At 43.8% G+C, this 23,305-nt stretch carries 23 protein-coding genes; 8 read left to right on the top strand and 15 right to left on the bottom strand.

Going from position 1 to position 23,305, the window contains the following annotated elements; all coding sequences use genetic code 11:
- The first annotated feature begins 9 nt into the window (after nt 1–9).
- Nucleotides 10–2,208 carry a molybdopterin cofactor-binding domain-containing protein gene (locus tag ACSLP7_RS05260; protein ID WP_435578340.1) on the top strand — a complete coding sequence of 733 codons (2,199 nt, stop codon included), beginning with the start codon at nt 10–12 and terminating at the stop codon, nt 2,206–2,208.
- Here the strand turns inward: ACSLP7_RS05260 and ACSLP7_RS05255 are convergent.
- A complete protein-coding gene (locus tag ACSLP7_RS05255) occupies nt 2,205–2,801 on the bottom strand; it encodes a nucleotidyltransferase family protein (protein WP_435578339.1) in 597 nt (198 codons plus the stop codon). The two genes, ACSLP7_RS05260 and ACSLP7_RS05255, sit on opposite strands and share 4 nt — an antisense overlap.
- On the bottom strand, nt 2,802–3,815 hold the full coding sequence (locus tag ACSLP7_RS05250) for an XdhC family protein (protein WP_435578338.1): 1,014 nt from the start codon (nt 3,813–3,815) through the stop codon (nt 2,802–2,804).
- A gap of 131 nt (nt 3,816–3,946) precedes the next feature.
- Here ACSLP7_RS05250 and ACSLP7_RS05245 point away from each other — a divergent pair, with 131 nt between their 5' ends.
- Genes ACSLP7_RS05245 through moaA form a run of 6 tightly spaced genes read left to right on the top strand, consistent with a single transcriptional unit; the run spans nt 3,947 to nt 8,794 of the window.
- Nucleotides 3,947–5,125, top strand: coding sequence for a molybdopterin molybdotransferase MoeA (locus tag ACSLP7_RS05245; RefSeq protein ID WP_435578337.1), 1,179 nt, complete (start codon nt 3,947–3,949; stop codon nt 5,123–5,125).
- Nucleotides 5,125–5,361: a MoaD/ThiS family protein gene (locus ACSLP7_RS05240; RefSeq protein ID WP_435578336.1), complete on the top strand. Its 237-nt coding sequence runs from the start codon at nt 5,125–5,127 to the stop codon at nt 5,359–5,361. Before ACSLP7_RS05245 ends, ACSLP7_RS05240 begins: the two co-directional genes overlap by 1 nt.
- Before the next feature lie 2 nt (nt 5,362–5,363).
- Nucleotides 5,364–6,458, top strand: a complete 1,095-nt coding sequence (locus tag ACSLP7_RS05235) for a ThiF family adenylyltransferase (RefSeq protein WP_435578335.1) — start codon at nt 5,364–5,366, stop codon at nt 6,456–6,458.
- Nucleotides 6,445–6,882: a molybdenum cofactor biosynthesis protein MoaE gene (locus ACSLP7_RS05230; protein WP_435578334.1), complete on the top strand. Its 438-nt coding sequence runs from the start codon at nt 6,445–6,447 to the stop codon at nt 6,880–6,882. Before ACSLP7_RS05235 ends, ACSLP7_RS05230 begins: the two co-directional genes overlap by 14 nt.
- A 3-nt stretch (nt 6,883–6,885) precedes the next feature.
- A complete protein-coding gene (moaCB, locus tag ACSLP7_RS05225) occupies nt 6,886–7,797 on the top strand; it encodes a bifunctional molybdenum cofactor biosynthesis protein MoaC/MoaB (RefSeq protein WP_435578333.1) in 912 nt (303 codons plus the stop codon).
- 1 nt (nt 7,798) lies between these two features.
- Nucleotides 7,799–8,794, top strand: a complete 996-nt coding sequence (gene moaA, locus ACSLP7_RS05220; RefSeq protein WP_435578332.1) for a GTP 3',8-cyclase MoaA — start codon at nt 7,799–7,801, stop codon at nt 8,792–8,794.
- Here moaA and ACSLP7_RS05215 read toward each other — a convergent pair.
- The 5 genes from ACSLP7_RS05215 to ACSLP7_RS05195 form a co-directional block, all read right to left on the bottom strand.
- Entirely contained in the window at nt 8,791–9,606 is an 816-nt protein-coding gene (locus tag ACSLP7_RS05215) for an alpha/beta hydrolase family protein (RefSeq protein ID WP_435578331.1), read from the bottom strand. The two genes, moaA and ACSLP7_RS05215, sit on opposite strands and share 4 nt — an antisense overlap.
- Nucleotides 9,607–12,315 carry a PD-(D/E)XK nuclease family protein gene (locus ACSLP7_RS05210; protein WP_435578329.1) on the bottom strand — a complete coding sequence of 903 codons (2,709 nt, stop codon included), beginning with the start codon at nt 12,313–12,315 and terminating at the stop codon, nt 9,607–9,609.
- Nucleotides 12,316–12,378: 63 nt separating this feature from the next.
- Complete coding sequence (locus ACSLP7_RS05205) at nt 12,379–13,767, bottom strand: OmpA family protein (RefSeq protein ID WP_435578328.1); 1,389 nt, start codon at nt 13,765–13,767, stop codon at nt 12,379–12,381.
- A 123-nt stretch (nt 13,768–13,890) separates the two neighbouring features.
- A complete protein-coding gene (gene kbl, locus ACSLP7_RS05200; protein ID WP_435578327.1) occupies nt 13,891–15,087 on the bottom strand; it encodes a glycine C-acetyltransferase in 1,197 nt (398 codons plus the stop codon).
- Between the two features lie 39 nt (nt 15,088–15,126).
- Nucleotides 15,127–18,258, bottom strand: a complete 3,132-nt coding sequence (locus ACSLP7_RS05195; RefSeq protein WP_435578326.1) for a UvrD-helicase domain-containing protein — start codon at nt 18,256–18,258, stop codon at nt 15,127–15,129.
- A 128-nt stretch (nt 18,259–18,386) separates the two neighbouring features.
- Between ACSLP7_RS05195 and ACSLP7_RS05190 the strand changes: the two genes are divergently transcribed.
- Nucleotides 18,387–18,995 carry a superoxide dismutase gene (locus ACSLP7_RS05190; RefSeq protein ID WP_272831049.1) on the top strand — a complete coding sequence of 203 codons (609 nt, stop codon included), beginning with the start codon at nt 18,387–18,389 and terminating at the stop codon, nt 18,993–18,995.
- A gap of 47 nt (nt 18,996–19,042) precedes the next feature.
- Here ACSLP7_RS05190 and ACSLP7_RS05185 read toward each other — a convergent pair whose 3' ends face one another.
- The 8 genes from ACSLP7_RS05185 to ACSLP7_RS05150 all read right to left on the bottom strand — a co-directional run bounded on the left by ACSLP7_RS05185 (nt 19,043) and on the right by ACSLP7_RS05150 (nt 23,160).
- Nucleotides 19,043–19,726, bottom strand: coding sequence for a transglutaminase domain-containing protein (locus ACSLP7_RS05185; RefSeq protein WP_435578325.1), 684 nt, complete (start codon nt 19,724–19,726; stop codon nt 19,043–19,045).
- 3 nt (nt 19,727–19,729) lie between these two features.
- Complete coding sequence (locus ACSLP7_RS05180; protein WP_435578324.1) at nt 19,730–20,131, bottom strand: carboxypeptidase-like regulatory domain-containing protein; 402 nt, start codon at nt 20,129–20,131, stop codon at nt 19,730–19,732.
- A gap of 162 nt (nt 20,132–20,293) precedes the next feature.
- On the bottom strand, nt 20,294–20,797 hold the full coding sequence (locus ACSLP7_RS05175) for a hypothetical protein (protein WP_435578323.1): 504 nt from the start codon (nt 20,795–20,797) through the stop codon (nt 20,294–20,296).
- Entirely contained in the window at nt 20,794–21,120 is a 327-nt protein-coding gene (locus tag ACSLP7_RS05170) for a TfoX/Sxy family protein (RefSeq protein WP_435578322.1), read from the bottom strand. The genes ACSLP7_RS05175 and ACSLP7_RS05170 overlap by 4 nt, the downstream gene beginning before the upstream one ends.
- A 28-nt stretch (nt 21,121–21,148) precedes the next feature.
- Entirely contained in the window at nt 21,149–21,835 is a 687-nt protein-coding gene (locus tag ACSLP7_RS05165) for a DUF2490 domain-containing protein (protein ID WP_435578321.1), read from the bottom strand.
- Nucleotides 21,825–22,406, bottom strand: coding sequence for a hypothetical protein (locus tag ACSLP7_RS05160; RefSeq protein ID WP_435578320.1), 582 nt, complete (start codon nt 22,404–22,406; stop codon nt 21,825–21,827). The genes ACSLP7_RS05165 and ACSLP7_RS05160 overlap by 11 nt, the downstream gene beginning before the upstream one ends.
- 75 nt (nt 22,407–22,481) lie before the next feature.
- Complete coding sequence (locus ACSLP7_RS05155) at nt 22,482–22,772, bottom strand: hypothetical protein (RefSeq protein ID WP_435578319.1); 291 nt, start codon at nt 22,770–22,772, stop codon at nt 22,482–22,484.
- A 37-nt stretch (nt 22,773–22,809) separates the two neighbouring features.
- Nucleotides 22,810–23,160, bottom strand: a complete 351-nt coding sequence (locus tag ACSLP7_RS05150; protein WP_435578318.1) for a ribose-5-phosphate isomerase — start codon at nt 23,158–23,160, stop codon at nt 22,810–22,812.
- Nucleotides 23,161–23,305: the final 145 nt, after the last annotated feature.

Here is a 23,305-nt window from a genome sequence, read left to right as displayed (position 1 = left end):
TTAGACGTCATGGAAAACAATCAAAAACTTACGTTCAGTCGTCGGGGTTTTATCAAAACTTCGGCCTTGGCTGGTGGCGGAATGCTCATCGGCTTTAATTTATTTCAGGCTTGTAAAGAAGCTGCTCAACCTCCGGTGGATATCGCTTCTTTGAACTTTAACGATTTCAATGCCTTCATCAAGATATCAGATGACGGCTATGTCACCATATTTTCACCCAATCCAGAGATTGGTCAAGGAGTTAAAACTTCCATGCCCATGATCATTGCAGAAGAGTTGGATGTGCCTTGGGAAAAGGTTCATGTGGCTCAAGGGGTTTTGGATACTAAGAATTATCAGCGCCAAGTAGCTGGAGGTAGTCAGTCTATTCGCTTCGGATGGGATGCTTTGAGACAAACTGGAGCAACCGCCAAGCAGATGCTTATCAATGCAGCTGCCGCCCAATGGGGTGTTGATGCTTCCACTTGCAGCGCAAGTCAAGGAGTGATCACCAATGCCAACGGAGACAGCTTGCATTACGGTCAGGTGGTGAATCAGGCTGCTGGCCTGGAGGTGCCAGAGAATGTAACTCTCAAGGAGACTAAAGACTACACCATAATCGGAACCGATACCCGCAATGTTGATATCGATGAGATCATTACTGGAAAGCCGCTCTTTGGTTTGGACTATACGGCCGAGGGAATGGTTTATGCCTCAGTAATGCGTCCACCCGCTTTTGGGAATGCCTTGGAGAGCTTTGACGATGCCGGTGCCCGAGCTGTTTCTGGGGTAATTGATGTGGTGAGCTACGACAATAAAATTGCCGTATTGGCCAATAATACTTGGGCGGCCATGCAAGGAAAAAAAGCCCTTAAGGCTATTTGGAAGGCAGATGGTACCTTAGAGAGTACTGCGGATCACGACAGGATTCTCAATGAGATCTTAGATGGAAACTCTTTTGATACGCGTAGAGAAGACGGAGATGTTGCAGCTGCCTTTGCGGCTGCGGATGAGGTGGTAGAACGCACCTATGAATCGCCTTTCTTGCCGCACAACTGCATGGAACCTATGAACTTCTATGCGAATGTTACGGCAGATCGGATTCACTTGGTTGGACCTATCCAAACTCCTGCGGGAACTGCTGCACGTGTAGCGCAATTGCTAGATCGAAATGCAGAAGAGGTTCATTTAGAGATGACCCGCATGGGTGGTGGTTTTGGCCGCCGACTTTACGGAGACTTTGTAATGGATGCTGCGCAGATATCCAATTTGGCTCAAAAGCCAGTTAAGGTGGTTTACAGTAGAGAAGATGATATGACCGCAGGTATTTACCGCCCGGCTATCAAGTATCGCATTGCTGCTTCTTTAAAAGATGGGGAGATCACCGGTTATCATTTGAAAGAGGCGGCGATCAACTCAAATATGTATGGCCTAATCCCACACTTTTTCCCAGCAGGGGCTATTTCCAATTACAAGGTAGATACAGCTAACTATCAAAGCAATATCACCATTGGGGCTTGGAGAGCACCATATACCAATTTCTTAGCCTTTGCGGAGCAAACCTTCTTTGATGAGATAGCAGGAAAACTGGGTAAAGACGCCGTTCAAATGCGCTTAGATCTATTGGAGAACGTAAAAGGCAATACGGATGAGAACATACAATACTCAGGTAAACGCATGCAAGACACCATTAAACTCGCTGCAGATAAAGGCGGATGGGGCAACGCTCCAGAAGGTGTTTATCAAGGGTTTTCTGCCTACTACAGTCACAACACCCACGTTGCAGAACTGGCTGAGGTAGAGATTGAAAATGGCTATCCAGTCGTTAAACGAGTTACGGTTGCTGTAGATTGTGGAATTGTGGTGAATCCATTGGGAGCCAAGAACCAAATTGAAGGCGGTGTCATTGACGGAATAGGTCATGCAATGTATGGCGATTTTGGATTCGAAAATGGACGGCCAACTTCTAAGAATTACGATACTTACCATCTGATTCGCATGAAAGAGACGCCGCAAGTAGACACCTATTTTGTGGACAATGGCTTATCACCAACAGGACTGGGAGAACCGGCTTTGCCGCCAGCAGGGGCAGCAATTGCCAATGCCATTCATGCAGCCACAGGCCAACGTTTGATGAAACAACCATTTGTCAATGATTTGGAACCTGCCAAACTGAAAGAGGTAATCGGTTTTACGGTACCACTTCCTGGGCAAATGGAAAACTGCTAAAGTCCGTATTTGTCCTTTAGTCTTTGGTAAGCATCTGGTGTATCTAGGTCCTCATAGTCTTTTTGAACGCTGTGAGAGGATAGCTTTATTCCCTGGAGTTTAAAGAGTTGTTTGGCGCCCAGATCGCCATCCAGTTGGCTAAGTTGTTCAAATAGTGAATGTTTAAAAATTGCGGGTACTCCTTGCATTTTTGGGTATTGCGTACAGACAATTTCTGCTTCACTGCTGGTAAATGTTTCTAGGAGACCGTTAAGGTCATCAGCAGTAATTGTGGGCATATCCGCCAGTAAAACAAGCACCCCTTTTGTAGCCTGATTCATTAGGGATCGGATTCCAAAAGCTAAGGAATTGCCCATGCCCCGTTCCCACTGGGGATTTTGAGCTATTTGTATTCCGGACTTTTCCGCGATTTTTTCAAGCTCGTCATGCTGTGCACCGCTGACCAATACTATTTGATTAGCGCTAAGCGCCTTGGCTTTTTTAATGATACAATCAAGCACCGTGGTGTCTCCCCAAGGCAAAAGCATTTTGGGAGATCCCATTCTGCTGGATTTTCCAGCGGCTAAGATGAGTATGGAAATTTCTGAATTCAATTAATCGTGAATTCCACTTTTCTTGTTCTTGAGTGATTGTGGCTCCTGTCCACGCATAACCGCCAAGATCTCCGCAATAATGGAAATGCCTATTTCATAAGCGGTTTCAGCTCCGATATTAATCCCAGCAGGTCCGTGAAGCATTTCAATAAACTCTGGAGCTACCTCTGGATAATGTTCTAATAGACCATCAAAGAGCTTTTCTCGACGTTTTTTTGGGCCTAGCAATCCAATATAAGCTGCCCGGCTCTCAATGAGTGCTCCTAAGTATTTGAGGTCTTTAGAGAAACTGTGAGTCATAAGCACTACCGCAGTTCTATCATCTATTTGGGTTGGAGTTATTTGCTCCGGATTTAAATGATAAAAATTAGTTGCTCCCGGAAAATTCTGAAGGGATTTATAATCGTCTAAAGGTGCTATTATTTCAACGCGAAACCCTACTGCTGCTGCAAGTTGCGTCAAGGCCACGGCATCGTGTTCAGACCCAATGATGGTCAGTCGAATACTCGGAGCGACCTCTTGTGTAAAGGTCTCCTCACTAATCGCATCAAGAGGGGCTTCGTGCACAGCCAATCGCAAATCATCACTAAAATTTAAGACAGAACAAGCTTGGTCTTGTAAGCCTTCAGCTCTACTAAAATTGCTGGTGATTTTAAAAGATTCACGCGAATGATCTTGAGCCTTTAAAGCGTTTAGGATTTCCTGAGGATTGGTTACAGGTTCTATCAGAATATACAAAAGACCTTCACATCCCAAGCGGTAACGACCGTCGTAATGCATCATCTTTGGCATCCCAGATTTGAAGACTTCATCGGCTTGTCTGAGTATGTCCTTTTCCACACAACCACCACTAACAGCACCAAACATTTCGCCGTCATCAAGGATAAGCATACGCACTCCAGGTCTGCGATAAGAAGAGCCTTCCAAAGCAACAACGGAGGCTAAAACTGATTTTTTATCAGCCTGTGCGGCTTCTGTGGCCTTATTGAAAATGTGAATTAACTCGTGAAGCATAGCTAAAAATAAGGATTCGTTCCTGTTCTGGAACCCTAAGTAAGTTAAAACCTTCTAAATCGAAACAGATTTATATCTGACCTTCTGATTTACCGACTATTATCGTTATATTTGAGTGGATATAACGCTACATGGTAACGATTTCAGAAGCCATACAACTCATAACCAACAACGTAAAATCATCTGCTACAATCAAGCGACGCGCCCTTAGCGGTGCCTTGGATTGTGTTCTAGGTGCAGACGTAGTGAGTCCCATCAGCATGCCGCCTTTTAGGCAATCTGCTATGGACGGTTACGCCATTTGTTCTCATGACAGCATGGAATATACGGTTGTCGGTGAGGTAGCAGCTGGTTCTGGAAGTAATCCTCATTTAAACCCAGGTGAAGCCGTGCGAATCTTTACTGGAGCACCAGTACCTGATACGGCAGATCGTGTGGTAATCCAAGAAAAGGTCCAACGTCTAGACAATGGTATTGTTTTGGAAGAGCCCTTTAGACGGGGTGCCAATATTCGTCCGGTCGGAGAACAGCTTCAACAAGGAGATACCGTTATGGCTGCTGGAATGCGCATAACTCCGGCGGGCATTGGTTTATTGGCAGGGGTTGGTGTTTCTGAAGTTGCAGTAGCAACAAAACCTCGAGTAGCCATTGTGGTTACTGGAGATGAACTTAAAGCTGCAGGGGAGTCCTTGGAGCACGGACAGATTTACGAAAGCAATGGTGCTATGTTAGCAGCTGTGCTAAGCGACAAAGGATATAAAGATTCTCAGGTTTTAAAAGCCGAGGACGATTTAAAGGTGTTGACACAGACATTGCAGCGGGCCTTAGCAGAAGCTGATGTGGTGTTGGTTTCCGGCGGAATATCCGTGGGAGATTATGATTTTGTCAAGACCGCATTGAACGATTTAGGTGTTCAGCAGATGTTTTACAAAGTAAAACAGAAGCCAGGAAAACCTTTGTTGTTCGGTAAGAAAGAGCAGAAACTGGTATTTGCACTCCCTGGAAATCCAGCCTCGGCACTAAGCTGTTTTTACGTTTATGTGCTTTTGGCATTGCGGTTATGGGAAGGAGACAAGCAAGCTTCCTCCAGATTCCAGTTTGCGAAAATAGAATCAAATTACCACAAAAAAGGAGACAGGGCACAGTTCTTAAAAGCAAAGACAGGCATAGACAACACCGTTGCGATACTGGATGGACAAGCTTCTTCCATGTTGCAAAGTTTTGCGGCCGCCGACGCTTTGGTTTTTTTAGATGAGGAGGTTTCCCACGTTGAACAAGATTCCCTGGTTCCTTACTTAAACATTCTGTAATGGAACTAACTTTAAAGTACTTCGGTAAAATTGCTGAGCTAACTGGCAAGACCGAAGAGATCCGATCCGCAGCGGTAGAGACCGTTGATGAATTGGATTCCGTATTGCGCCGAGAATACCCTGGGCTTTCCATGGCGACTTATACTATTGCTGTGAATCATGAGATTGTTAAATCTTCATCCCCATTAACATCAAAGGCAGAGGTAGCCTTGTTACCTCCTTTTTCAGGCGGATGATCATGGAACGTTACCAACGACAAATACAATTAGAAGATATTGGCCTAAAAGGTCAACAAGCCTTGGCGAATGCTAAGGTTTTGGTTGTTGGTGCAGGTGGACTAGGCAGTCCAGTGTTGCAGTATTTAGCAGCTGCTGGAGTCGGTTCTTTGGGGGTGGCTGATATGGACACTGTAGCACTCTCAAATTTGCATAGGCAATTGCTGTATACTACTGCGGATGTGGGTAAGCCAAAGGTTCAAGCCGCTAAAGAACGCCTAGAGTCTCTCAATCCGAACGTAGAGATCAGAGTTTACCCGGAAGGAGTCCACACGGCAAACGTGATGCAGATTATCCAGCCCTATGACTTGATCATAGACGGCACAGATAATTTCAGTGCACGTTATTTGATCAATGACGCCTGTGTAAAAAGCAAAAAAGCGTGGATTTATGGGGCGCTTTTTAAGCACCAAGGACAATTTGCATTATTCAATCATAGAGGCGGCCCTTGCTATCGTTGTTTGTACCCCAAACCTCCAGCTGCAGGTGAAGTGGCAGGTTGTAATGTACTAGGAGTCCTTGGGACCGTAGCGGGTATCATTGGATTACAGATGGCCCATTTGGCATTGCAAACAATCATTTGGCCAGAGGAGGTACCTAATCAGTCGGTTTACTACATGAACCAACACACCTTTAATTTACAGCAACTCAAGATCAGCAAAAATCAAAACCTCTGTGATAATGTCCAGTCTGAGTCTTGGGAGTTACCTCGAACCAATGCGCTGGCAAACTGTGAGTTGCCTAAGAACACTTTGAGCTTAAACGATGCCATGGTATTGGATCAAGCCCTGTTCTTAGATGTGCGCGAAATTCAAGAATTGCCTAGAATTGGAGCTGTTGATCTACAAATTCCGTTAGGGGAGCTTGAGCAACGTTTAAACGAATTGGATAAAGAAAAAACATATATCGCTTTTTGTAAAAGTGGTCAGCGGGCTAAAACTGCCGTGAACCTTTTGAAAAAGCATCATTTTGAGGCAGTCTATGCCTTAAGTTCCAGTGCACAACATTTAAAAAACGCCATCGAAAACGAAAATTCAACAACTAATGAAGTCTATTAAAAATGTATTCAGAGAAGGGCCAATAAGCCCCGAATTTATAGCAGAGTCTATTGCTAAACACCAAGTAAAGACTGGCATTGGGGCACACAATATCTTTTTGGGTCAGGTACGTGCTGATCAAGCGGGAGATTCTGCCGTTGGAGCTATAGAATATACGGCCTACGCAGAAATGGCAAATAAGGTGATGCACGAGATCCGTGAGCGAACCTTTGAGGAGTTTGAACTCACCTGTATGCACATATATCACAGTTTGGGTACAGTAAAAACTGGGGAGGTTTGTCTTTTTGTTTTTGTCTCTGCGCCACACCGCAGGGTTACTTTTAGAGCCTTGGAATACGTGGTGGAAGCCATCAAAGCGGAGGCTCCCATTTTTGGAAAAGAAATTTTGGAGAACGAATCTCATAAATGGAAAGTCAATAATTAATCTATGGTAGATATAACCTATAAAGGCATTACTCTGCGTACGGCAGTAGCTCAGGCAATTGTAAGAGTTGGCTCAGAAGAAACCTTGACAGCGATCAAAGAAGATCGTGTGCCAAAAGGCAATGTCTTGGCTATGGCAAAAGCTGCAGGCTTTTTAGGTGTTAAAAAAACTCCTGCACTCTTGCCGGATTGCCATCCGCTACCCATAGAGTACACTGCGGTTGAATATGAATTCAAAGAGCTCGAGTTGCATATTCATATGACCGTTAAAACGCTCTACAAGACGGGTGTTGAGGTTGAAGCCATGCACGGTGCTAGCGTGGTAGCTTTGACCATTTATGATATGTTGAAGCCTATTGACAAGGCTGTGAGCATCCATGAGATTAAATTATTGAAAAAGACAGGGGGCAAATCCAGCAATAACAAGCGTTTGTCTCGTAAGATCAAAGCAGCGGTGGTAGTTTGTTCTGACAGTATTTCTCGTGGTGAAAAGGAAGACAGAGCTGGAAAAACCATTGAGTCAGAATTGAGAAATCACGGCCTGGAAGAAATTGATTATCAAATCATTCCTGATGAAGCAGATCAGATCAAAACGGTTTTGGATCAGGCATTGAATTCAGGTACTCAATTGATAATCTATACAGGAGGAACAGGACTTTCGCCAAGAGATGTTACTCCAGATACCTTAGCGCCACTCATTGAACGCAGAATTCCTGGTATGGAAGAAGCAATTCGTTCCTATGGTCAGGATCGTACACCTTATGCTATGTTATCGCGCTCTTTGGTAGGTACTATTGGTAAAACTTTGGTAATGGCGCTGCCAGGATCTACGAAAGGCGCCCAAGAGTCTATGCAAGCTGTTTTTCCCGCAGCCTTGCATTTGTTTAATGTCATGAGAGGAGAAAGAGAAGATTGATATGAATGCCTTGACAGATAAGTTCGGAAGAAAACACTCTTATTTACGCATATCCTTAACGGAACGTTGCAATTTGAGATGTACCTATTGCATGCCTGAGCAAGGTGTGCCTGTGAGCCCGCGCGCTAAGCTAATGACCCCCGACGAAGTCTTTCAGATTGCAAAACATTTTGTTGACCTCGGTGTTACTAAGATCCGCCTGACAGGTGGCGAACCATTGGTTCGTAAGGACTTTGGGATGATTCTAGAGAAGTTAACAGCCTTAGATGTGGAATTATCCATTACCAGTAATGCCGTGATTGTTGATCGCTATATCGATCAATTGAAGGCTGCAGGAATAAAGACAATAAACATCAGTCTGGATTCTCTTCATCCCGCAAAATTCAAAACTATAACACGCAGAGATAATTTTGAGCAAGTGAAGCGAAATATTGATCTGTTGGTTCAAGAGGGTTTTAATGTCAAGCTCAACTGTGTTTTGATTAAGGGATTCAACCACAACGAGATCATTGATTTCATTGCTTACGGACGAGAAAATCCGATTACAGTTCGCTTTATTGAATTTATGCCTTTTGACGGCAATAAATGGAATAAGGAGAAATTGGTAAGCCACAAGCAGATTTTAGACCAAGTGCACAGCAGATGGTCAGAAACTTGTGTGGAACGTATTGCTGACTCTGCCAACGACACTTCAAAGAATTACCGCATCAAGCACTTCAAAGGAACTTTTGCAATTATTAGTACAGTTACAAATCCATTTTGCGATAGTTGTAACCGAATTCGTTTGACTGCTAACGGAAGGATTAAGAATTGCTTGTTTTCCAGTTCAGAGGTGGATTTATTGACCACCTTTCGAAACGGAGGCGAGATATCGCCATTAATTGCCCAAGCAATTCAAGCAAAAGCTTCCATGCGCGGAGGTATGGTGAGCGATGAATCTTTTAGCGACCCAAAGAACTATTCCCAAAACCGCAGCATGATCGCAATCGGTGGTTAATTTGTGTAGAATTCAATAAGAGCCTCAACGGCTAATTGCATGTGTTTTGGCAATTCAGTTTCTGGATACGGGTGTTTCATGCCAAATACGTGATCTGCTCCTTCAATAACTTTAAGTATACTCTCCGGATTCCAACTGTGCAGCGCCTCGGCTTCCTTTAAAGTGACTGTTGGGTCTTCGGTACCATGTAGGATTAGATGAGGGATATTGATTGCTTTAACAGCCTTGTGAATGGTCAGTCGGTCTTCATGGGCAATAAAATCCGTGTAGAACTGATATTTATGAGGCAGAAGCTGACCTGTCCTGCTGTTTTCAATATAAGTAATACCCTTTTGCTGCCATTGTTTAAAATGCTCAGTGCCTTCTAAAAAACGGGCGCGATAATCACTTACAGATGCCAGTGTTGCGACTTTGTCTATGCGGGAATCTTGGCCCGCAGTCAGGCTAACAATACCACCACCACGACTGTGTCCAAGTAAGTATAAGTTTTGTTCTTCTTTGGAAAAATGATCAATCACCACTTGCAAATCGTCCATTTCAATGCTGTAGTTATTCTCAGAAAAGGCCTCGAGATCGGGAAAGTCTATAGGCTGTTCTAACGTGCCACCATTGTGTGAAAAATTGAATCGGACAAAATCAAAACCTACCTCAGTTAAGGCATTGGCCATAAGATGCCATCCGCCCCAATCCTTAAATCCCTTATATCCGTGACAAAAGATGATCAAGGCTTGCTTTTTAGTGCCTTGAGCTGGGTGAAAGTTTCCTATGATTGGCCTGCCGTGATTGGCTTGAAGTTGAAAGGGTTGGCTCATTTAAAGTTCTTTTTCGGTAAATGGTATTTCAGTATTAAAGATCTCTTCAAAGAGCTTAATGAGCTCTTTTTCAAAATGTTCTAAGGTTTCTTGGCTGAGTTGATTCTTCACTTGACGACTTCCTATGGCTTTAAAACCAAAACTCATGAAATCCTCAGACTGACTGCGGAAGGAGATAATCCCGGCACGATCGGCAACAATGCCAAACTGCAGTTTATACATCAAGGCGTACAACAGGACTTGGAAGGCTTTGCTGTATTTGTAATCGGTGATTAGTAGGTCCCACTCAGACAGTTGCAGTTGTCGGGGTTCGACTTTTCCGGTTTTGTAGTCAATAATCCGCAATTGTCCATCCAGTTTGTCCACTCGGTCTGCGGTGCCGCCCAGCTTAATTGGACCAATTTGAGGATGCTCAAAAACGACGGATAATGGCATTTCTAGGGCAATCAACTCAATGGTATGATTGGCTGCAAGCAAGGCGAGATCACTTTCAATAGCAAACTGAACATACTTTTGAGCCACTTCAAAGACAATGCGATTCTTCCCAGCACTGAAGTGTTTTCCCAAGTGTTTAAGGCTCATCTGCGTGACAACTTGAGGTAATTGTGGGAGTAATTGCTTAAGCGCTGGTTCTTGAATTAAACCTCCTTCAAAGGGTTTATAGAGTTGCTCAATAGATTCATGAACTATAGAGCCCAAGGTGTTGAGGGCAATGTCCTCTTCAAGGATGTCCGCAGGTCGTACTTTAAGCACCTTTTCTGAATAGAAATCTATAGGGTTTCTGATGTAGTTGATCAAGCTCGATGGGCTGAATTGCTTTGCAGCTAATTCATGGAGCTTTTGGAGTACCTCAGGGGTTTTCTTAACTGACTTGAGTTCGACGGTTTGCGCCTGCATTTCTGAGCTAATGATCTGCTCCTGTACGTGATGCATATCCGCATAAGTGCGCAATTGTTTGATCAATCGGCTCTCTTCTTTAGTGTTAAAGCCGCTTCCCACCGCGGTATAGTACAAATCAACATATTGGCTTCTGTGAAGCAGACGGTAGAAGTGATAGACAAATATGGCATCTTTTTCAAAGGTAGAAGGCAAACCGTACTGATACTTCATATCATTGGTGATATAAGACGGCGCCATACTGCCACTGGGCAAGTATCCTTCATTGACTGAGGTCATGATGACCCTTTTAAAATCAAGAGCGCGACTTTCAAGTACTCCCATGACCTGTAAGCCATCATAAGCATCTCCCTGAAAGTCTATTTGCTCTTTGGAGGCCAATTGCCTGAATATATTCCGAAGCGATTCTAAGGAACTAATAGAGCCATAGCGCTCTTGCATATTCTTTAACTGAACACAGACCTCCACAAGCTTATTGGCAGCAGTTCTGTGTATATCATTGGCGGTGAGCTTGAGCAGACTGATCAAGGCTTCCAAGCGCGAAATGGCAGCTATAGGATCCGTGGGCCACGGGTCAAACATCAGTTGTAAAACGTTTTGGTCGTCATTGCTACCATTGCTTAGGAGCTGATCGGGACTAATACTGATCTGATTAGTGCTGATCATGGCCTGCATGAGCGCGGTAGGCTTCTTCATGACCAATTGGGTCACTGGATGCTCTAGAACCTTAAACAACAGTTTGTAATAATAGTTCTTCGGATAACGGATATGAAGCTCCAGTAAGCCGAGCGTCCATAAAGTAAGAGGCTGATGCTTTAAACTCACCCCCATGGTCACATTGACCTTGTCTATGCTCTTGGGTAAGGAATTTAGGAGCGGTAACAGCAGTTGCTCATCTGCCAAAACAATGGCAGTGTCCTTGAGTTCTGAAGCGGGAATACCACTCAAGCTATGTCCAATATCTTTGACCTGATCCAATGGATTTGCCGCTTGTATCAACTTGATCTCCTTGGGACAGCTGTAATTGTCAGTGATGAACAGCGGCTGTTGGTTTTCGTAGTAGCCCCACTCTTTGAAATAGCGGCGCATAAAAAGGGATGCACTGTGTGCGTGATCGTTGATGAAGTGCTTATCTGCATCCCAAAAAACGAAATGATTCCCTTGCGCTAGAAACTCCTGAAACAGGGACTGCTCAGCATTGTTTAAAGCATTGAAACCTAAGAATGCATGCGGACGTTCTCCTTGGGAATCCAAATAGAAGCTCAATTGTTCAACCGCCTCACGATACACCATTCCTTGATATCCTAAACCTTTTACGCTCAAAGCTTCTTTAAGGTCACTGTAATAGTCGGGTAACTGATTCCAAAAGGACAGGTAAGCCTGAATAAGTTCTGACTGGCTTTCTTGAAAAGACCAATGATTGAGTTCCTGTATACTGGCCAAATAAGCGAAAAACGAATCCGAAGGAACCAGGTAGCGGTCTATTTCATTAAAGTCGGCTAGCAAGATAGCAGCCCAAGAACTGAAGGTGTCAAAGTCGTCTTTAGGTTGTTCCGGCTGTCTTTTGAGGTAAACCTGATAGCACTCAAAGAGTAGTGGCAGCTCATCCACAATTTGAAGATCGGCGATCTCTTGGATGAATTGTTCAATTGGAATGATATCTGGAAGGAAGGAAGCAGCGCTTTGCTGCTTCTGAATACACTGACGCAGAAAATTCCCGGCGCGGATACTGGGTACGATACAACGCAGTTGCGAAATATCGTCAACTTGATTGGTTAAATGATCCCAGCATTGGGCAATGAATGACTGCATTGCATAAAAATAAAAAACGCCCCCGATAACCGGAGGCGTTTTTTTATGTATTTAAGGGATTTCTTATTTCTGCAAAGAAATCTCTACACGTCTGTTTTCTTGACGTCCAGCTCTAGTGTTGTTAGAAGCGATTGGACGAGACTCTCCGTATCCTACAGAGATCAAACGAGATCCTTCCATACCGATAGTAGTAAGGTAAGACTTAACAGAAGCAGCACGCTCTTCAGATAGCTTCTGGTTAGTAGTGTCTCTACCTACACTGTCAGTGTGTCCTTCGATTACGAAAGTAGTTGTTGGGTATTCTTTCATGATGTCAACGATGTTTTGAAGAACAGCGTAAGACTCTTGACGAATAGTAGACTTTCCAGTATCGAAAAGGATAGTTTTAGAGTACTCGTTCAAAGTGTTGATTACCTCAACAGTAACTTCTGGACATCCGTCGTTAGCAACAGTACCAGCAACATCAGGACAGTTGTCATCTTTGTCTAGTACACCGTCACCGTCAGAATCTGGCCAAGGGCATCCGTTGTTAGCAGCAGGACCTGCTTCGTTAGGACAGTTATCATCAGAATCTTTGATTCCGTCACCGTCAGCATCAGGACATCCTCCTAAAGACTTAAGACCAGCTACAGTAGGACAAGCATCGTCTGGATCAGCAATACCGTCACCGTCAGTATCAGGACAACCGTTGAATTCAGCTGCACCAGCTACGTCAGGACAAGCATCGTTACGATCTTCGATACCATCACCGTCAGAATCAGGACATCCGTTGAACTCAGGAAGACCTGGAGTTTCTGGACACTCATCGTCTTTGTCATAGATACCGTCACCGTCAGTGTCTTTTCCACCGAAAGTGAAGATCACACCAGCAGAGTGCTGGAAGTGACGAATTCCGTAAACATCTTCGAACGCATGCTTGTAAGTAGACTCAACGTTGATACCAAACTGCTCGCTCAACCAGAAACGTAGTCCAGCTCCGAAGTTCATAGTACCAAATCCGATGTCATCTACCCAAGTGTAACCACCACCAACTCCAATTACTGGATCAAGCCATCCACCAGGACCACCTAATACATCTTTGAAGCTGTAGCTAATACGACCGTCAGCAGCATAATAAGAAAGGTCATCTACTCTGAAGTCACCTACTTTGTTGATACGGTTTACAGATCCTGAAGCGGTCAATGTAAGACCAGAACCAACATAACGTCCAACAGATACTTTAGAAACCACAGGAATGATGTTCCAGTGATCATTTACGTTGAAAAACTCTTGCAAGAAGTTTGCTTTAGTTTGAATTGGAGTTCTTCCTACGTCCTCAGTTCCAACTGGGAAAGTATCCACAGCGTTGAACTCGATGCTGAAAGCCCATGGATTGTTTTCGTCTTGTGCATTCACAGTACTTAACCCTAAGACAAGCAAGGAAGCAACTAAAAATCTGCTAAGATGTTTCATATTAGAAAATTTAATTTTTTTAAGTGTTAATTGAAGCAAAAATATGTTGTTAAATTTTATTAACAAAAGCAAATCTACTAAAAATTTTGTAATAAGCTTTTATTCTAGAGCCTAATTAGGTTTTTAGCCAATTACATTTAACTTTTTACCCACTTTTTTGAAGGCCTCAATCGCCTTGTCAAGATGCTCTTTTTCGTGGGCCGCTGATAGCTGTACTCGGATGCGTGCTTTTCCTTTTGGAACCACCGGATAAAAGAACCCAATCACATAAATTCCTTCTTCCAGTAAAAGGTCTGCCATTTGCTGAGACAATTTAGCGTCATACAGCATTACGGGTACTATGGCAGAATCCCCATCAATGATATCAAAACCTGCATCCATCATACCTTTCTTAAAGTAGGCTGTATTGGATTCTAGCTTATCGCGCAAGCTGGTATCGTTAGAAAGCATATCGAATACCTTAATAGAGGCACCAACGATAGCTGGAGCCAAAGAATTGGAGAATAAATAAGGTCTTGAACGTTGGCGCAACATTTCAATGACCTCCTTTTTAGCCGTAGTATAACCTCCCATGGCTCCTCCCATGGCCTTTCCTAGTGTACCAGTGATAATGTCAATACGTCCCATCACCCCTTTTTCTTCTAAGGTCCCTCGGCCTGTTGGGCCAATAAAACCAGTAGCGTGGCATTCATCAATCATGACTAGTGCGTCGTGCTTATCGGCCAGATCACAAATCTGATCTAAGGGAGCTACTAAACCATCCATAGAGAAAACACCATCAGTCACAATGATCTTGAATCGAGCTCCACTTTCATTGGCTGCGATTAGCTGTTTTTCAAGATCTTCCATATTATTATTCTCATAACGGTAGCGCGCGGCTTTGCACAAACGAACACCATCAATAATGGAAGCGTGGTTCAAGGAGTCTGATATGATCGCATCTTCTTTTGTCAAAAGTGGTTCAAACACTCCGCCGTTGGCGTCAAAGGCTGCAGCGTATAATATGGTATCTTCTGTACCGTAGTATTCAGCAATCTTTTGCTCTAATGTTTTATGTATGTCTTGGGTCCCACAGATGAATCGAACTGAAGACATCCCAAAACCATGAGTATCCATAGCGTCTTTAGCTGCTTGGATGACTTCTGGATGAGAAGAAAGGCCTAAGTAATTATTAGCACAAAAGTTCAACACGGTTTCTCCAGTGCTGATGCTTATTTCGGGGCCCTGAGGTGAGGTGATCACACGCTCCTTTTTAAAGAGACCAGCTTCTTGAATCGCTTCGAGCTCGTTTTGTAGATGCTGCTGTATTTTTCCGTACATGAGAAGGTTTTTTACAAAGGTATTCAATCCCTCAGCCAATTACCAAGTCTCGAGTTTTATTTCTTCTTCTACGTAGACGAGTATTTTTTTAAAGGTTTTATAGCCGAGTTGTTCCAGAGCGGATTGATAACGGTCTAGCTGTTGTTTATAGGAAGTGTCAGGACTTCCAAACTTATAATCAATGATCACCACGGTTTCATCATCAAAGACCAAACGATCTGGTCGATGGATCTCACCCGTCTGATCAATTATAGCTGCTTCATTTTTGGAATCCACGCCTACTTTAAAATAGGCGCTGAGTTCTGGATGACTGATCAACTGAGCTAGCAAGTTTTGATCTGCAGCCAATTGTTTTCTGGAATAGCGCGCAATTACCTCAAGTTTTTCAAACAATCGCGGCAAGTCTTCTTCATTGTCTATCCGAGAAAGCCAGAGATGAAGGCGGTTCCCCCGCTGTTGGGCCATTATATTGTCTTGCTGATATTTGTCTCTTGGACTCGCAATAAGGCGGATCTTGTTAGTTCCTTTATCTGTACTGATAAAAGGGGATTCTATATTTGGTTCCGTAATCTGCTCAGACTCCTTTTCCATAAAAGTTCCCCAATGGTAGTGGGTTTGCTCACTTTCTTGTCGATGTTCCAGGTAGGTGCGCAGCATGCCTCCAAAAGATCTCAGATCGGCTTTGGAACTACTGCTTATTAGGTGCAATTGTTCTTCAGCACGGGTCAAGGCTACATACCAGACGTTGAGTTCATCAAATAAGCGCTGTTCCAGATAGGCCTCATAGGTTTGTGGGTCTTGAGCCTTAAGCGCGGTAATTGGCAGATGAAATTCCGTGAACCCACAATAATCATCAGGGTTTACAGAATACCACAAGTGTTCGTTGCGCTTGTTGATCAATTCCGAATCGGTAAAAGGAATGATCACCACGGGGAATTCCAAGCCTTTGGATTTGTGTACCGTCATGAGTCGAATCGCATCCATATCCTCAGGGAATTGAAGACTGGCAGCATCTTCCTGTTTTTTCCAATCCTCCAGAAAATGCGTGGTAGCATTGTTATTCTGTTGTTCAAAGCTACGAGCCAAGTCCAAGAAATGCCGTTCATAGGCAGTAATTTGTCCTTCCAATTCAAAACACCGGATCAGATACTCCAAAGCTTCATACAAGCCCAGGCTGTTGAGGTGTTCTAAAGAGAAGTTGATCTTCAAACGCTCCAGGGTTTCAGTCAGGGCAGCAACACCAGTGCGGCTCACTGCCTCTAACCACAAATGGTCTTGTTCCTTTTCCAGATGTATTTCTAGGTAGTTCCACAGAAAATGTAAGCGCGTTTCAGGGTCTTCGGCATTTTCCCTCAGCCTCAATCCACCCAAAAAGAATTGTACCACGCCAGACTCCTTCAGCAGCAGGCTGTCTGGTGAAACTACAGGATAACTTTCCTGCAAGGCTTGCGCCAAAATCTTACTGTCATCTTTCTTTCTGGTAAGCACACAAATGTCTTTCAAGCGATAGCCCTGTTCAAGACATTGATCAATTCGTGATTTTACTGCTTCTATGTATTGGGGTTCGCTTTCTTCTCGCTTTGCAGCTTCAAAAAAGTCAATGCTTACATAGCCGCCAATTTTATCACTGATCTCTTGTTCGGCTTGATCGTTATAACAGTCTCGATAAGGACCAGCGGGTAGGTGTCCACCTAAAAATTTGAAAAGACCATTGTTGAATTCAATGACCTTGCTGTAGGAACGCCAATTTTTCCCGAGTTCCTTTAGGTCTCCAGGGATAGCAAAGGGAGTCTGACCCGCACTTAAGCCTAAGAATTGTTCAGGCAGACCACCACGCCAGCGGTAAATGGACTGTTTTGCATCTCCCACAACCAATAAACTTCCCTGTTGTTGATTCTGATCCTGCTGAGACAAGGCATTGTCAATGAGTGGAATCAGGTTGTTCCACTGCATGGCAGAGGTATCCTGAAACTCATCGATATAGAAATGGCGGTAGCGCTCTCCTAAGCGTTCATAAATAAAGGGTGCTGGCTGGGATTTGATCTCTTGATGTATGCGTCGATTGAATTCTGCCACAGTAACTAAATTCCGATCGTCTTTGATGGCCTGGTATTCCCGTTGAATATAATTGAGCACAGTCAGCGGGATGATCTCACGGTAGAGACGCTCATACCAATCGGCAGCTAGGGCCTGTTCTTTGGCCTTGTGAAAGTGTTCAATAAGTGCCTCTCGGATCTCATCTATCGCCGCTTTGACCCAATCTTCTTGAGTTTTGGTGTAAAAACTGTAGCTCTCAATATCAGTTTGCCATTTAGCTTCCCATTTTACGGCGGCCCCAGTACGGAGCTTTTCCATAAAGTTAGGATAGGTGCCGCGGTTAAAGTGAGTGGAATCTAAATTACTGGATCGGATCAGTTCAATGGCAGATTCAGCATGTTTCACAACGCTCTTTTGTGCAGATTCCTTTTGCTTTTTCAGCAAATCGGTTAAAGCTTTGAAGTCTTCGGTTTGCTTTGTTTGTAGTCGGTTCAGGGCCTCAAAACTGTTCTCATTCAACAGTATTTTAGCCTTTTCTTGCAACTGTCGAGTAGGGTCCCAACTTCTGTCTTCTTCCGTGTTTTGCAAGGCAAAGTCTACCAGAGTTTGAGTTAGGAAATCATCGGTTCCTGTCTGTGATAAAACGACTTCCACGGCTTCTTGCAAGAGTAGATCTGCCTCTGTAGTCACTTCAAAATCTGATCGTAAGCCTAGATCCTTAGCGAATGTTCTAAGCAGACGGTGATTAAAGCTGTCAATGGTTTCCACAGCAAAAGCCCCGTAGTTGTGGAGCAGATCTTTGAGCACCCGCGCAGATCGGATTGCGAGTTGATCAGGTTTAATGTCAAGACTGGCACTTACCTCATACTGCATTGGGGTAAGTTCATCATCCTGTTGATACGCCGCAAAGTGGACCAACTGCTCCAAGATTCTCGATTTCATCTCTGCAACTGCTTTATTGGTAAAGGTGATGGCCAAAAGGGATCGATAGGCATCAGAATGAGTTCCTTTAAGGATTTGACAGAGGTAACGCTTTACCAAAGCAAAGGTCTTTCCGCTCCCGGCAGAGGCGGCATAGACAGTAAAGGGTGATTCGGCAGCTGTAGCTTTGATGGGTAAGTAATTGAGATGCACTTAAAATTAGGTATAAATCTAGATTATTCCCGCATAACAATCTTATAATATAGAAGCTTAATTGTCCCCCAGCTTATTCGTATCTTTATACCACTTAAAACAAGACGTTTAATATAAAACACAGAAATATGTCATTTGAACTACCAGCCTTACCATACGCCCACGATGCACTTGAACCACACATCGATGCGCGTACCATGGAAATCCACCACGGAAAGCATCACGCAGGATATACCAACAAGCTAAACGCAGCTATTGAAGGAACTGACCTAGCCGGTAAGTCCATTGAAGATATTTTACAAAACTTAGACATGTCTAACGGCGCTGTGCGTAACAATGGAGGTGGGTTCTACAACCACCGTTTGTTCTGGGAAGTAATGTCTCCAAACGGTGGAGGAAATCCATCTGGAGCATTAGCCGATGCCATTAACGAAGCTTACGGTAGCTATGAAGGATTCAAAGATGCTTTTGCTGCTGCTGCGGGAACTCGTTTTGGATCTGGATGGGCATGGTTGTGCGTTCATCCTGGCGGAAAAGTAGAAGTTTGCTCTACGCCAAACCAAGACAATCCATTGATGCCAGATGTGGCTTGTGGAGGAACTCCAATTATGGGAATTGATGTTTGGGAGCACGCTTACTACCTAAACTATCAGAACCGCAGACCTGATTATGTACAAGCATTCTTTAATGTGATCAACTGGGATCAGGTTTCTAAAAACTACGAGGCTGGTAAATAATTTTAACCGCCTTTAAATAATAAAGCCACTTCGAAAGGAGTGGCTTTTTAGTTTTGTGCAAGGGGTAAGAGTGTCCATTGCGGATCTTCCGGCTGATGTGTTTTGGCAAACTCTTCCGGTGGCATAAGCCAATACTGATCGTCATAATCAAACTCAAAAAGGTAGGTGGTCAAATCGGTGTAGCCTGCAGCCCATGTAGCATCGCAGAGATACCATTTGTCATTCAGTTTTACCGCATTCCACGAGTGGTTTGGAATTTTAAGACGCTCAATCTTAAGTTTGTTGATAGGGCCGTATCCGTCTACAATAACGGCTTCAATACCTGCCAACTCTGCCATCTCCTTGATCAAATAGGAATAACCGCTGCAAGTGGTGCGTTTCTTTTTTCTAAGGATCTGAAAGATCTCTTTTTTGAATTGGTTGTTCCACGTGACTAGAGCCAAACTGTCCGTATGCAGCTTGCGACGCATTTTGTCGTTCTCCAGCATCATGGGGTAATCTCCTTTGATGTTTTGACAGACCCAGAGGTAAATGGCTCTAAACCGTTCCACATCCGTAGCTAAAGGAGCCGTTAAATTGTGCACCAGAATAGGTAGGGCATAAAGATCCTCGCCTTTATGGTCACGGGCAAGCGCTTCTGCACGAGTGAGATCGACCTGGTCAAAATCACTGCGCTGCGCCTGCGTGGTTACCACAAAGGCAAAGATGATTATTTGCAAAAGTTTTCGCATGGCTTATTGCTGCTCTGGATCGTCTGCTTTTTTAGACGGTTCTGTTCGCAAGGCTGCAATGATCACTACCGGATCGTCTGCGAGAATCGGGTTGACAAAAGTAGTGTCAGCTCCAATGGTCACCTCGGCATCCTCCAGACCTAAAGAAGTAATGATAAGAACGTCATTCTCATTGAGGTCGCTTGGAAATACAAATTTTCCATCCTCATCGGTCAACACATATTCCAAGGAACCCTTTAAAATAACCGTGGCTCCTTCTAAAGGACCGTCTGCACTAGACACTTGGCCACTAACGGTGCGTGTTTGCCCAAAGGCAGGGTTTGCAAATAGGCCCAGCAATAAGCAAAGCCCTAGAAAACTTAAAGGCTTAATGTGCCTTTTCTTAAGATTAAAAACTGATTTCATAAGATCATTTTTTTACGTTTCCAATAAAGCTAGATGAGCCAGTTGTTAATGGAAAGTTAGAATGAGGGAAGCTACCCTTTCATTGAGTGAACAGGTTTAGACCATCACCTTAAAGAAAAGGAAAATATCTTTTTACTCCAATTCGCCAGCAGTCGTGACGGTTTATTTGTTCACGCAGTATTTTTGAGCCAAACGGATGAGGTTGGAGGAATTAAAAGAAATATCGTACCAGATCTCTTTGTACTGCTTTTGGGTAAAAACCGCACTTACTCCTTCATTCCAGGCTTGAGGCACAGGGCCTAAGGCTTCAAATTCGCTATCCTCAGGATCGTGAGTAAAATCAAAGAAGCGGGCCACCAACATCTGCCCATCCATTTTGAATTCGTATTTGAAATAAACAGCGCCGGCAGGAGTGTTGTTAGGACTTACATAATAATTATAGGTCCATTCACCATAGACGGTGGTATTTTCTGAAATCTCACCTTCTGTCTCCATTTTTCCTGGGAGCAGGAACAGTTCAGACAAGCAGGACATAACCTCCTTACCAGTCTTATCGCCAACATCTATGCGCTTTTCAATTTCTAGAGGCTCGGGATTTGATTCTATTTGAGCCTGAGCTTGAAAGCCAAAGATTATTAGGACAATGTGCAGGAATTGTTTGATCATTTCTTTTTCTTTTTGGGTTTGGGTTCCGGCAATTCTGCAACCGTACATTGCACTAAACCACAAAGCCATGAGCTGTCATCCAATTGTTCTTCAATCAGGAAAGAATTTTTGGCTCCAGGGTATGCGGGAGCTTCAGTAGGTGAACCGATGTAGGCTCGTCCGGCCTGAGTTGGTTTGACAAAGAATTTATCATCGCACACCATCCCAAACAACTTGCCATTACAGTACAATCCGTATTCTCCGAACATCTTTTTACACAGAATATCCCCGGCCGGGCCAATTTGCTCAACGACGTATTCTACAAAATAGGAATCAGATGCCATAGTCATGCAGTTGTAGCCCTAAAGTACACTAAAGACTTAAATAATAGTTCAAGGCAATCCAAAATCGGTGGGATGCAGGTCCGTCCAGAAATGAATTGACGCGATAATCCAAACCAAACTCCAGCTTCTTTTTATCCGTAATGCTGTATCCTAAAAAGGGCGTGAGACGGACTTCTAGATCATAGGAGCCCGATTCAAATTGGTTGAGGTATTCGTTGTTGACCTTGAGGTAGAATTCCTTGGGATCAACGGTTTCTCCATTAAATGGAATTTGAGAAGCCAATCGATAGCGCAATCGGAACTCGGGAGCACTTTGGGAATTGAAGGTCTGATCTGCAGCGATACGGTGAGAGAGCCTAAAGCGCGGCAGGTTGTTGGTCCAGATGTATTGCTGAATACTGCGATGCACGATCTGATCCCCGCGAACTCTAAAAAGATAACCCACGGTCACGGTCTTGTTGTAAGCCACTTTCTTGGCCAATAAAGTGGTGAAATCGGTGAGGATGTAGTCGTACTCAAAAGGGTTGTCATCCTCAAACAATCCTTGCTCAAAGGCTTGTCTGGATTCCACTTTGAAATTGATCTTGTAACCCTGCTTCAAACCCTTGTTCAAATTAATGGCAGGCAAGATCCCGAATTGATATTCGCTTTGTCCGTAAGTGGTGGTAGAGAATACTAAGGCCACCACTATAAAAAGGGTCTTTCTAGTATTCAATATTGTCTACGTTCTTAGGAATGAACTCTGCGGATTTTATGTAGTTGCCATTGTCATCAAAGAGTACTTCAAAGCGTTTAAAACGGCCCTTGACTTTAGTGTGGATCACCACTTCATAGCGCAATTGAAGTGTGGAGGCAGCCAAGCGACCGTGTAGCCATTCAAAGACTTGGTGGGTGGCGCCTGAGTATTGAAATTGCAATTTATCCAGACTGTAGCGTTCAAACTGCTCTTCTAAATAGTCTTCCATACGCTGACGAACGGGCTCTGGCGCTTGTTTCCAAGGGTGATCGATCTCCACGTCTTCCAGATTTCCGTCGACATCAAATTCAATGCTGTAGCGTTTACCATTGAAACGTGTTTTAGCCTCTACAGAAGTTCCGCCCAAAAAGTACTCTTTATACCAACGCACCTTTTTTTTAAAGGGCGCCGTGTCTATGAATTCCAGGGCGATTTTAGGTACTTCAGATCGTGAAATGCGGACTTCATTTTCTAACTTTTGCTGTCCGTACCCCAGCATGGGTATGAGCATCAGAGAAAGAAGTATACATGAATTTTTGAGCAGTGACATCGGTATAAAATCTAATCTAAAGATACGGTGCAACGCCTTAAAAAATGGTGGATGAATGAAAAATGTTTGCTCAGATCAGTCCCCAGCAATAGGAGAGCCAAAAAGACCCACGGCCATTTCCATAAAGAGTAGAATGGCGAAAAACACTATGGCCAAAACAAGGAGTCCCTTATTCTTTTGATTTTTGAACTTGCGCAAAGCGATCTCTATGAAAAGCACGGTGCCAATGATCAACAAACCTGCAATTATAAAGTCTTCTTTACCCCAATTTACCTCAGAGCTAAATTGCATGGCCACAGCAGGTATCAGCAGTAAGCTGAAGCCACTCGCAAGTAATATAAAAAGCCTTTTGTAGTCTGCGATCATTGTGTTAAGTAGTTGAAATAAAGATACTTAAAATAGTTTAGTTGTACCAAACTGCATAGCGCTTCCTACGCAGTTCCATGGCAAGAGCTTCTTCCATTTTCAAAGCAGCAGCTCGGTTGGGTAGCGGGTTGAGATGATTGTACAAACTAGGACGCAAGTAGAGCCCGTATTTTTCAACTAGTTTGACAGAAATCCTATGACCTTTTTTACTGATGTAGCCCGATTTATGCTGAGCGAAACGCTCACGAGGACTGGTGCTGGTCATACCCACATACAAGCACTGAAGCACCCCGTTGAATTGTGGATTGGCGTTGCGGAATTTTGCATTCTCTGTAAATACTCTTTTGGAGAGTTCCACAACGTAAACGTAGTATTGGGTTTTGGGCATTTCTAAATGTACAAAGAAGTTGCAAACGTTCTTTGAGATTTCTGACCTCAGGTAAGCTTTAGTTGAGATTTGCTTTCAGCAGAGTTTACCAAGAATGTGATACGTCTTTTCTGTGGGTTTTGTAGCTTCTAATAATTTACAAAAC

It is taken from the genome of Gilvibacter sp., assembly GCF_965601605.1.
In the GTDB taxonomy this organism is placed as follows: Bacteria; Bacteroidota; Bacteroidia; order Flavobacteriales; family Flavobacteriaceae; genus Gilvibacter.
This window is presented reverse-complemented; position numbering and strand designations above follow the sequence as displayed.

Excerpts from the sequence above, each read along its gene's own strand:
- ACSLP7_RS05230 (WP_435578334.1), top strand. The coding sequence starts at position 6,445 with ATGAAGTCTATTAAAAATGTATTCAGAGAAGGGCCAATAAGCCCCGAA.
- kbl (WP_435578327.1), bottom strand. The coding sequence starts at position 15,087 with ATGTACGGAAAAATACAGCAGCATCTACAAAACGAGCTCGAAGCGATT.
- ACSLP7_RS05170 (WP_435578322.1), bottom strand. The coding sequence starts at position 21,120 with ATGGCATCTGATTCCTATTTTGTAGAATACGTCGTTGAGCAAATTGGC.
- ACSLP7_RS05160 (WP_435578320.1), bottom strand. The coding sequence starts at position 22,406 with ATGTCACTGCTCAAAAATTCATGTATACTTCTTTCTCTGATGCTCATA.
- ACSLP7_RS05150 (WP_435578318.1), bottom strand. The coding sequence starts at position 23,160 with ATGCCCAAAACCCAATACTACGTTTACGTTGTGGAACTCTCCAAAAGA.
- ACSLP7_RS05235 (WP_435578335.1), top strand. The coding sequence starts at position 5,364 with ATGGAACGTTACCAACGACAAATACAATTAGAAGATATTGGCCTAAAA.
- ACSLP7_RS05175 (WP_435578323.1), bottom strand. The coding sequence starts at position 20,797 with ATGATCAAACAATTCCTGCACATTGTCCTAATAATCTTTGGCTTTCAA.
- ACSLP7_RS05180 (WP_435578324.1), bottom strand. The coding sequence starts at position 20,131 with ATGAAATCAGTTTTTAATCTTAAGAAAAGGCACATTAAGCCTTTAAGT.
- ACSLP7_RS05155 (WP_435578319.1), bottom strand. The coding sequence starts at position 22,772 with ATGATCGCAGACTACAAAAGGCTTTTTATATTACTTGCGAGTGGCTTC.
- ACSLP7_RS05250 (WP_435578338.1), bottom strand. The coding sequence starts at position 3,815 with ATGCTTCACGAGTTAATTCACATTTTCAATAAGGCCACAGAAGCCGCA.
- ACSLP7_RS05210 (WP_435578329.1), bottom strand. The coding sequence starts at position 12,315 with ATGCAGTCATTCATTGCCCAATGCTGGGATCATTTAACCAATCAAGTT.
- moaCB (WP_435578333.1), top strand. The coding sequence starts at position 6,886 with ATGGTAGATATAACCTATAAAGGCATTACTCTGCGTACGGCAGTAGCT.
- ACSLP7_RS05205 (WP_435578328.1), bottom strand. The coding sequence starts at position 13,767 with ATGAAACATCTTAGCAGATTTTTAGTTGCTTCCTTGCTTGTCTTAGGG.
- moaA (WP_435578332.1), top strand. The coding sequence starts at position 7,799 with ATGAATGCCTTGACAGATAAGTTCGGAAGAAAACACTCTTATTTACGC.
- ACSLP7_RS05215 (WP_435578331.1), bottom strand. The coding sequence starts at position 9,606 with ATGAGCCAACCCTTTCAACTTCAAGCCAATCACGGCAGGCCAATCATA.
- ACSLP7_RS05185 (WP_435578325.1), bottom strand. The coding sequence starts at position 19,726 with ATGCGAAAACTTTTGCAAATAATCATCTTTGCCTTTGTGGTAACCACG.
- ACSLP7_RS05190 (WP_272831049.1), top strand. The coding sequence starts at position 18,387 with ATGTCATTTGAACTACCAGCCTTACCATACGCCCACGATGCACTTGAA.
- ACSLP7_RS05240 (WP_435578336.1), top strand. The coding sequence starts at position 5,125 with ATGGAACTAACTTTAAAGTACTTCGGTAAAATTGCTGAGCTAACTGGC.
- ACSLP7_RS05260 (WP_435578340.1), top strand. The coding sequence starts at position 10 with ATGGAAAACAATCAAAAACTTACGTTCAGTCGTCGGGGTTTTATCAAA.
- ACSLP7_RS05245 (WP_435578337.1), top strand. The coding sequence starts at position 3,947 with ATGGTAACGATTTCAGAAGCCATACAACTCATAACCAACAACGTAAAA.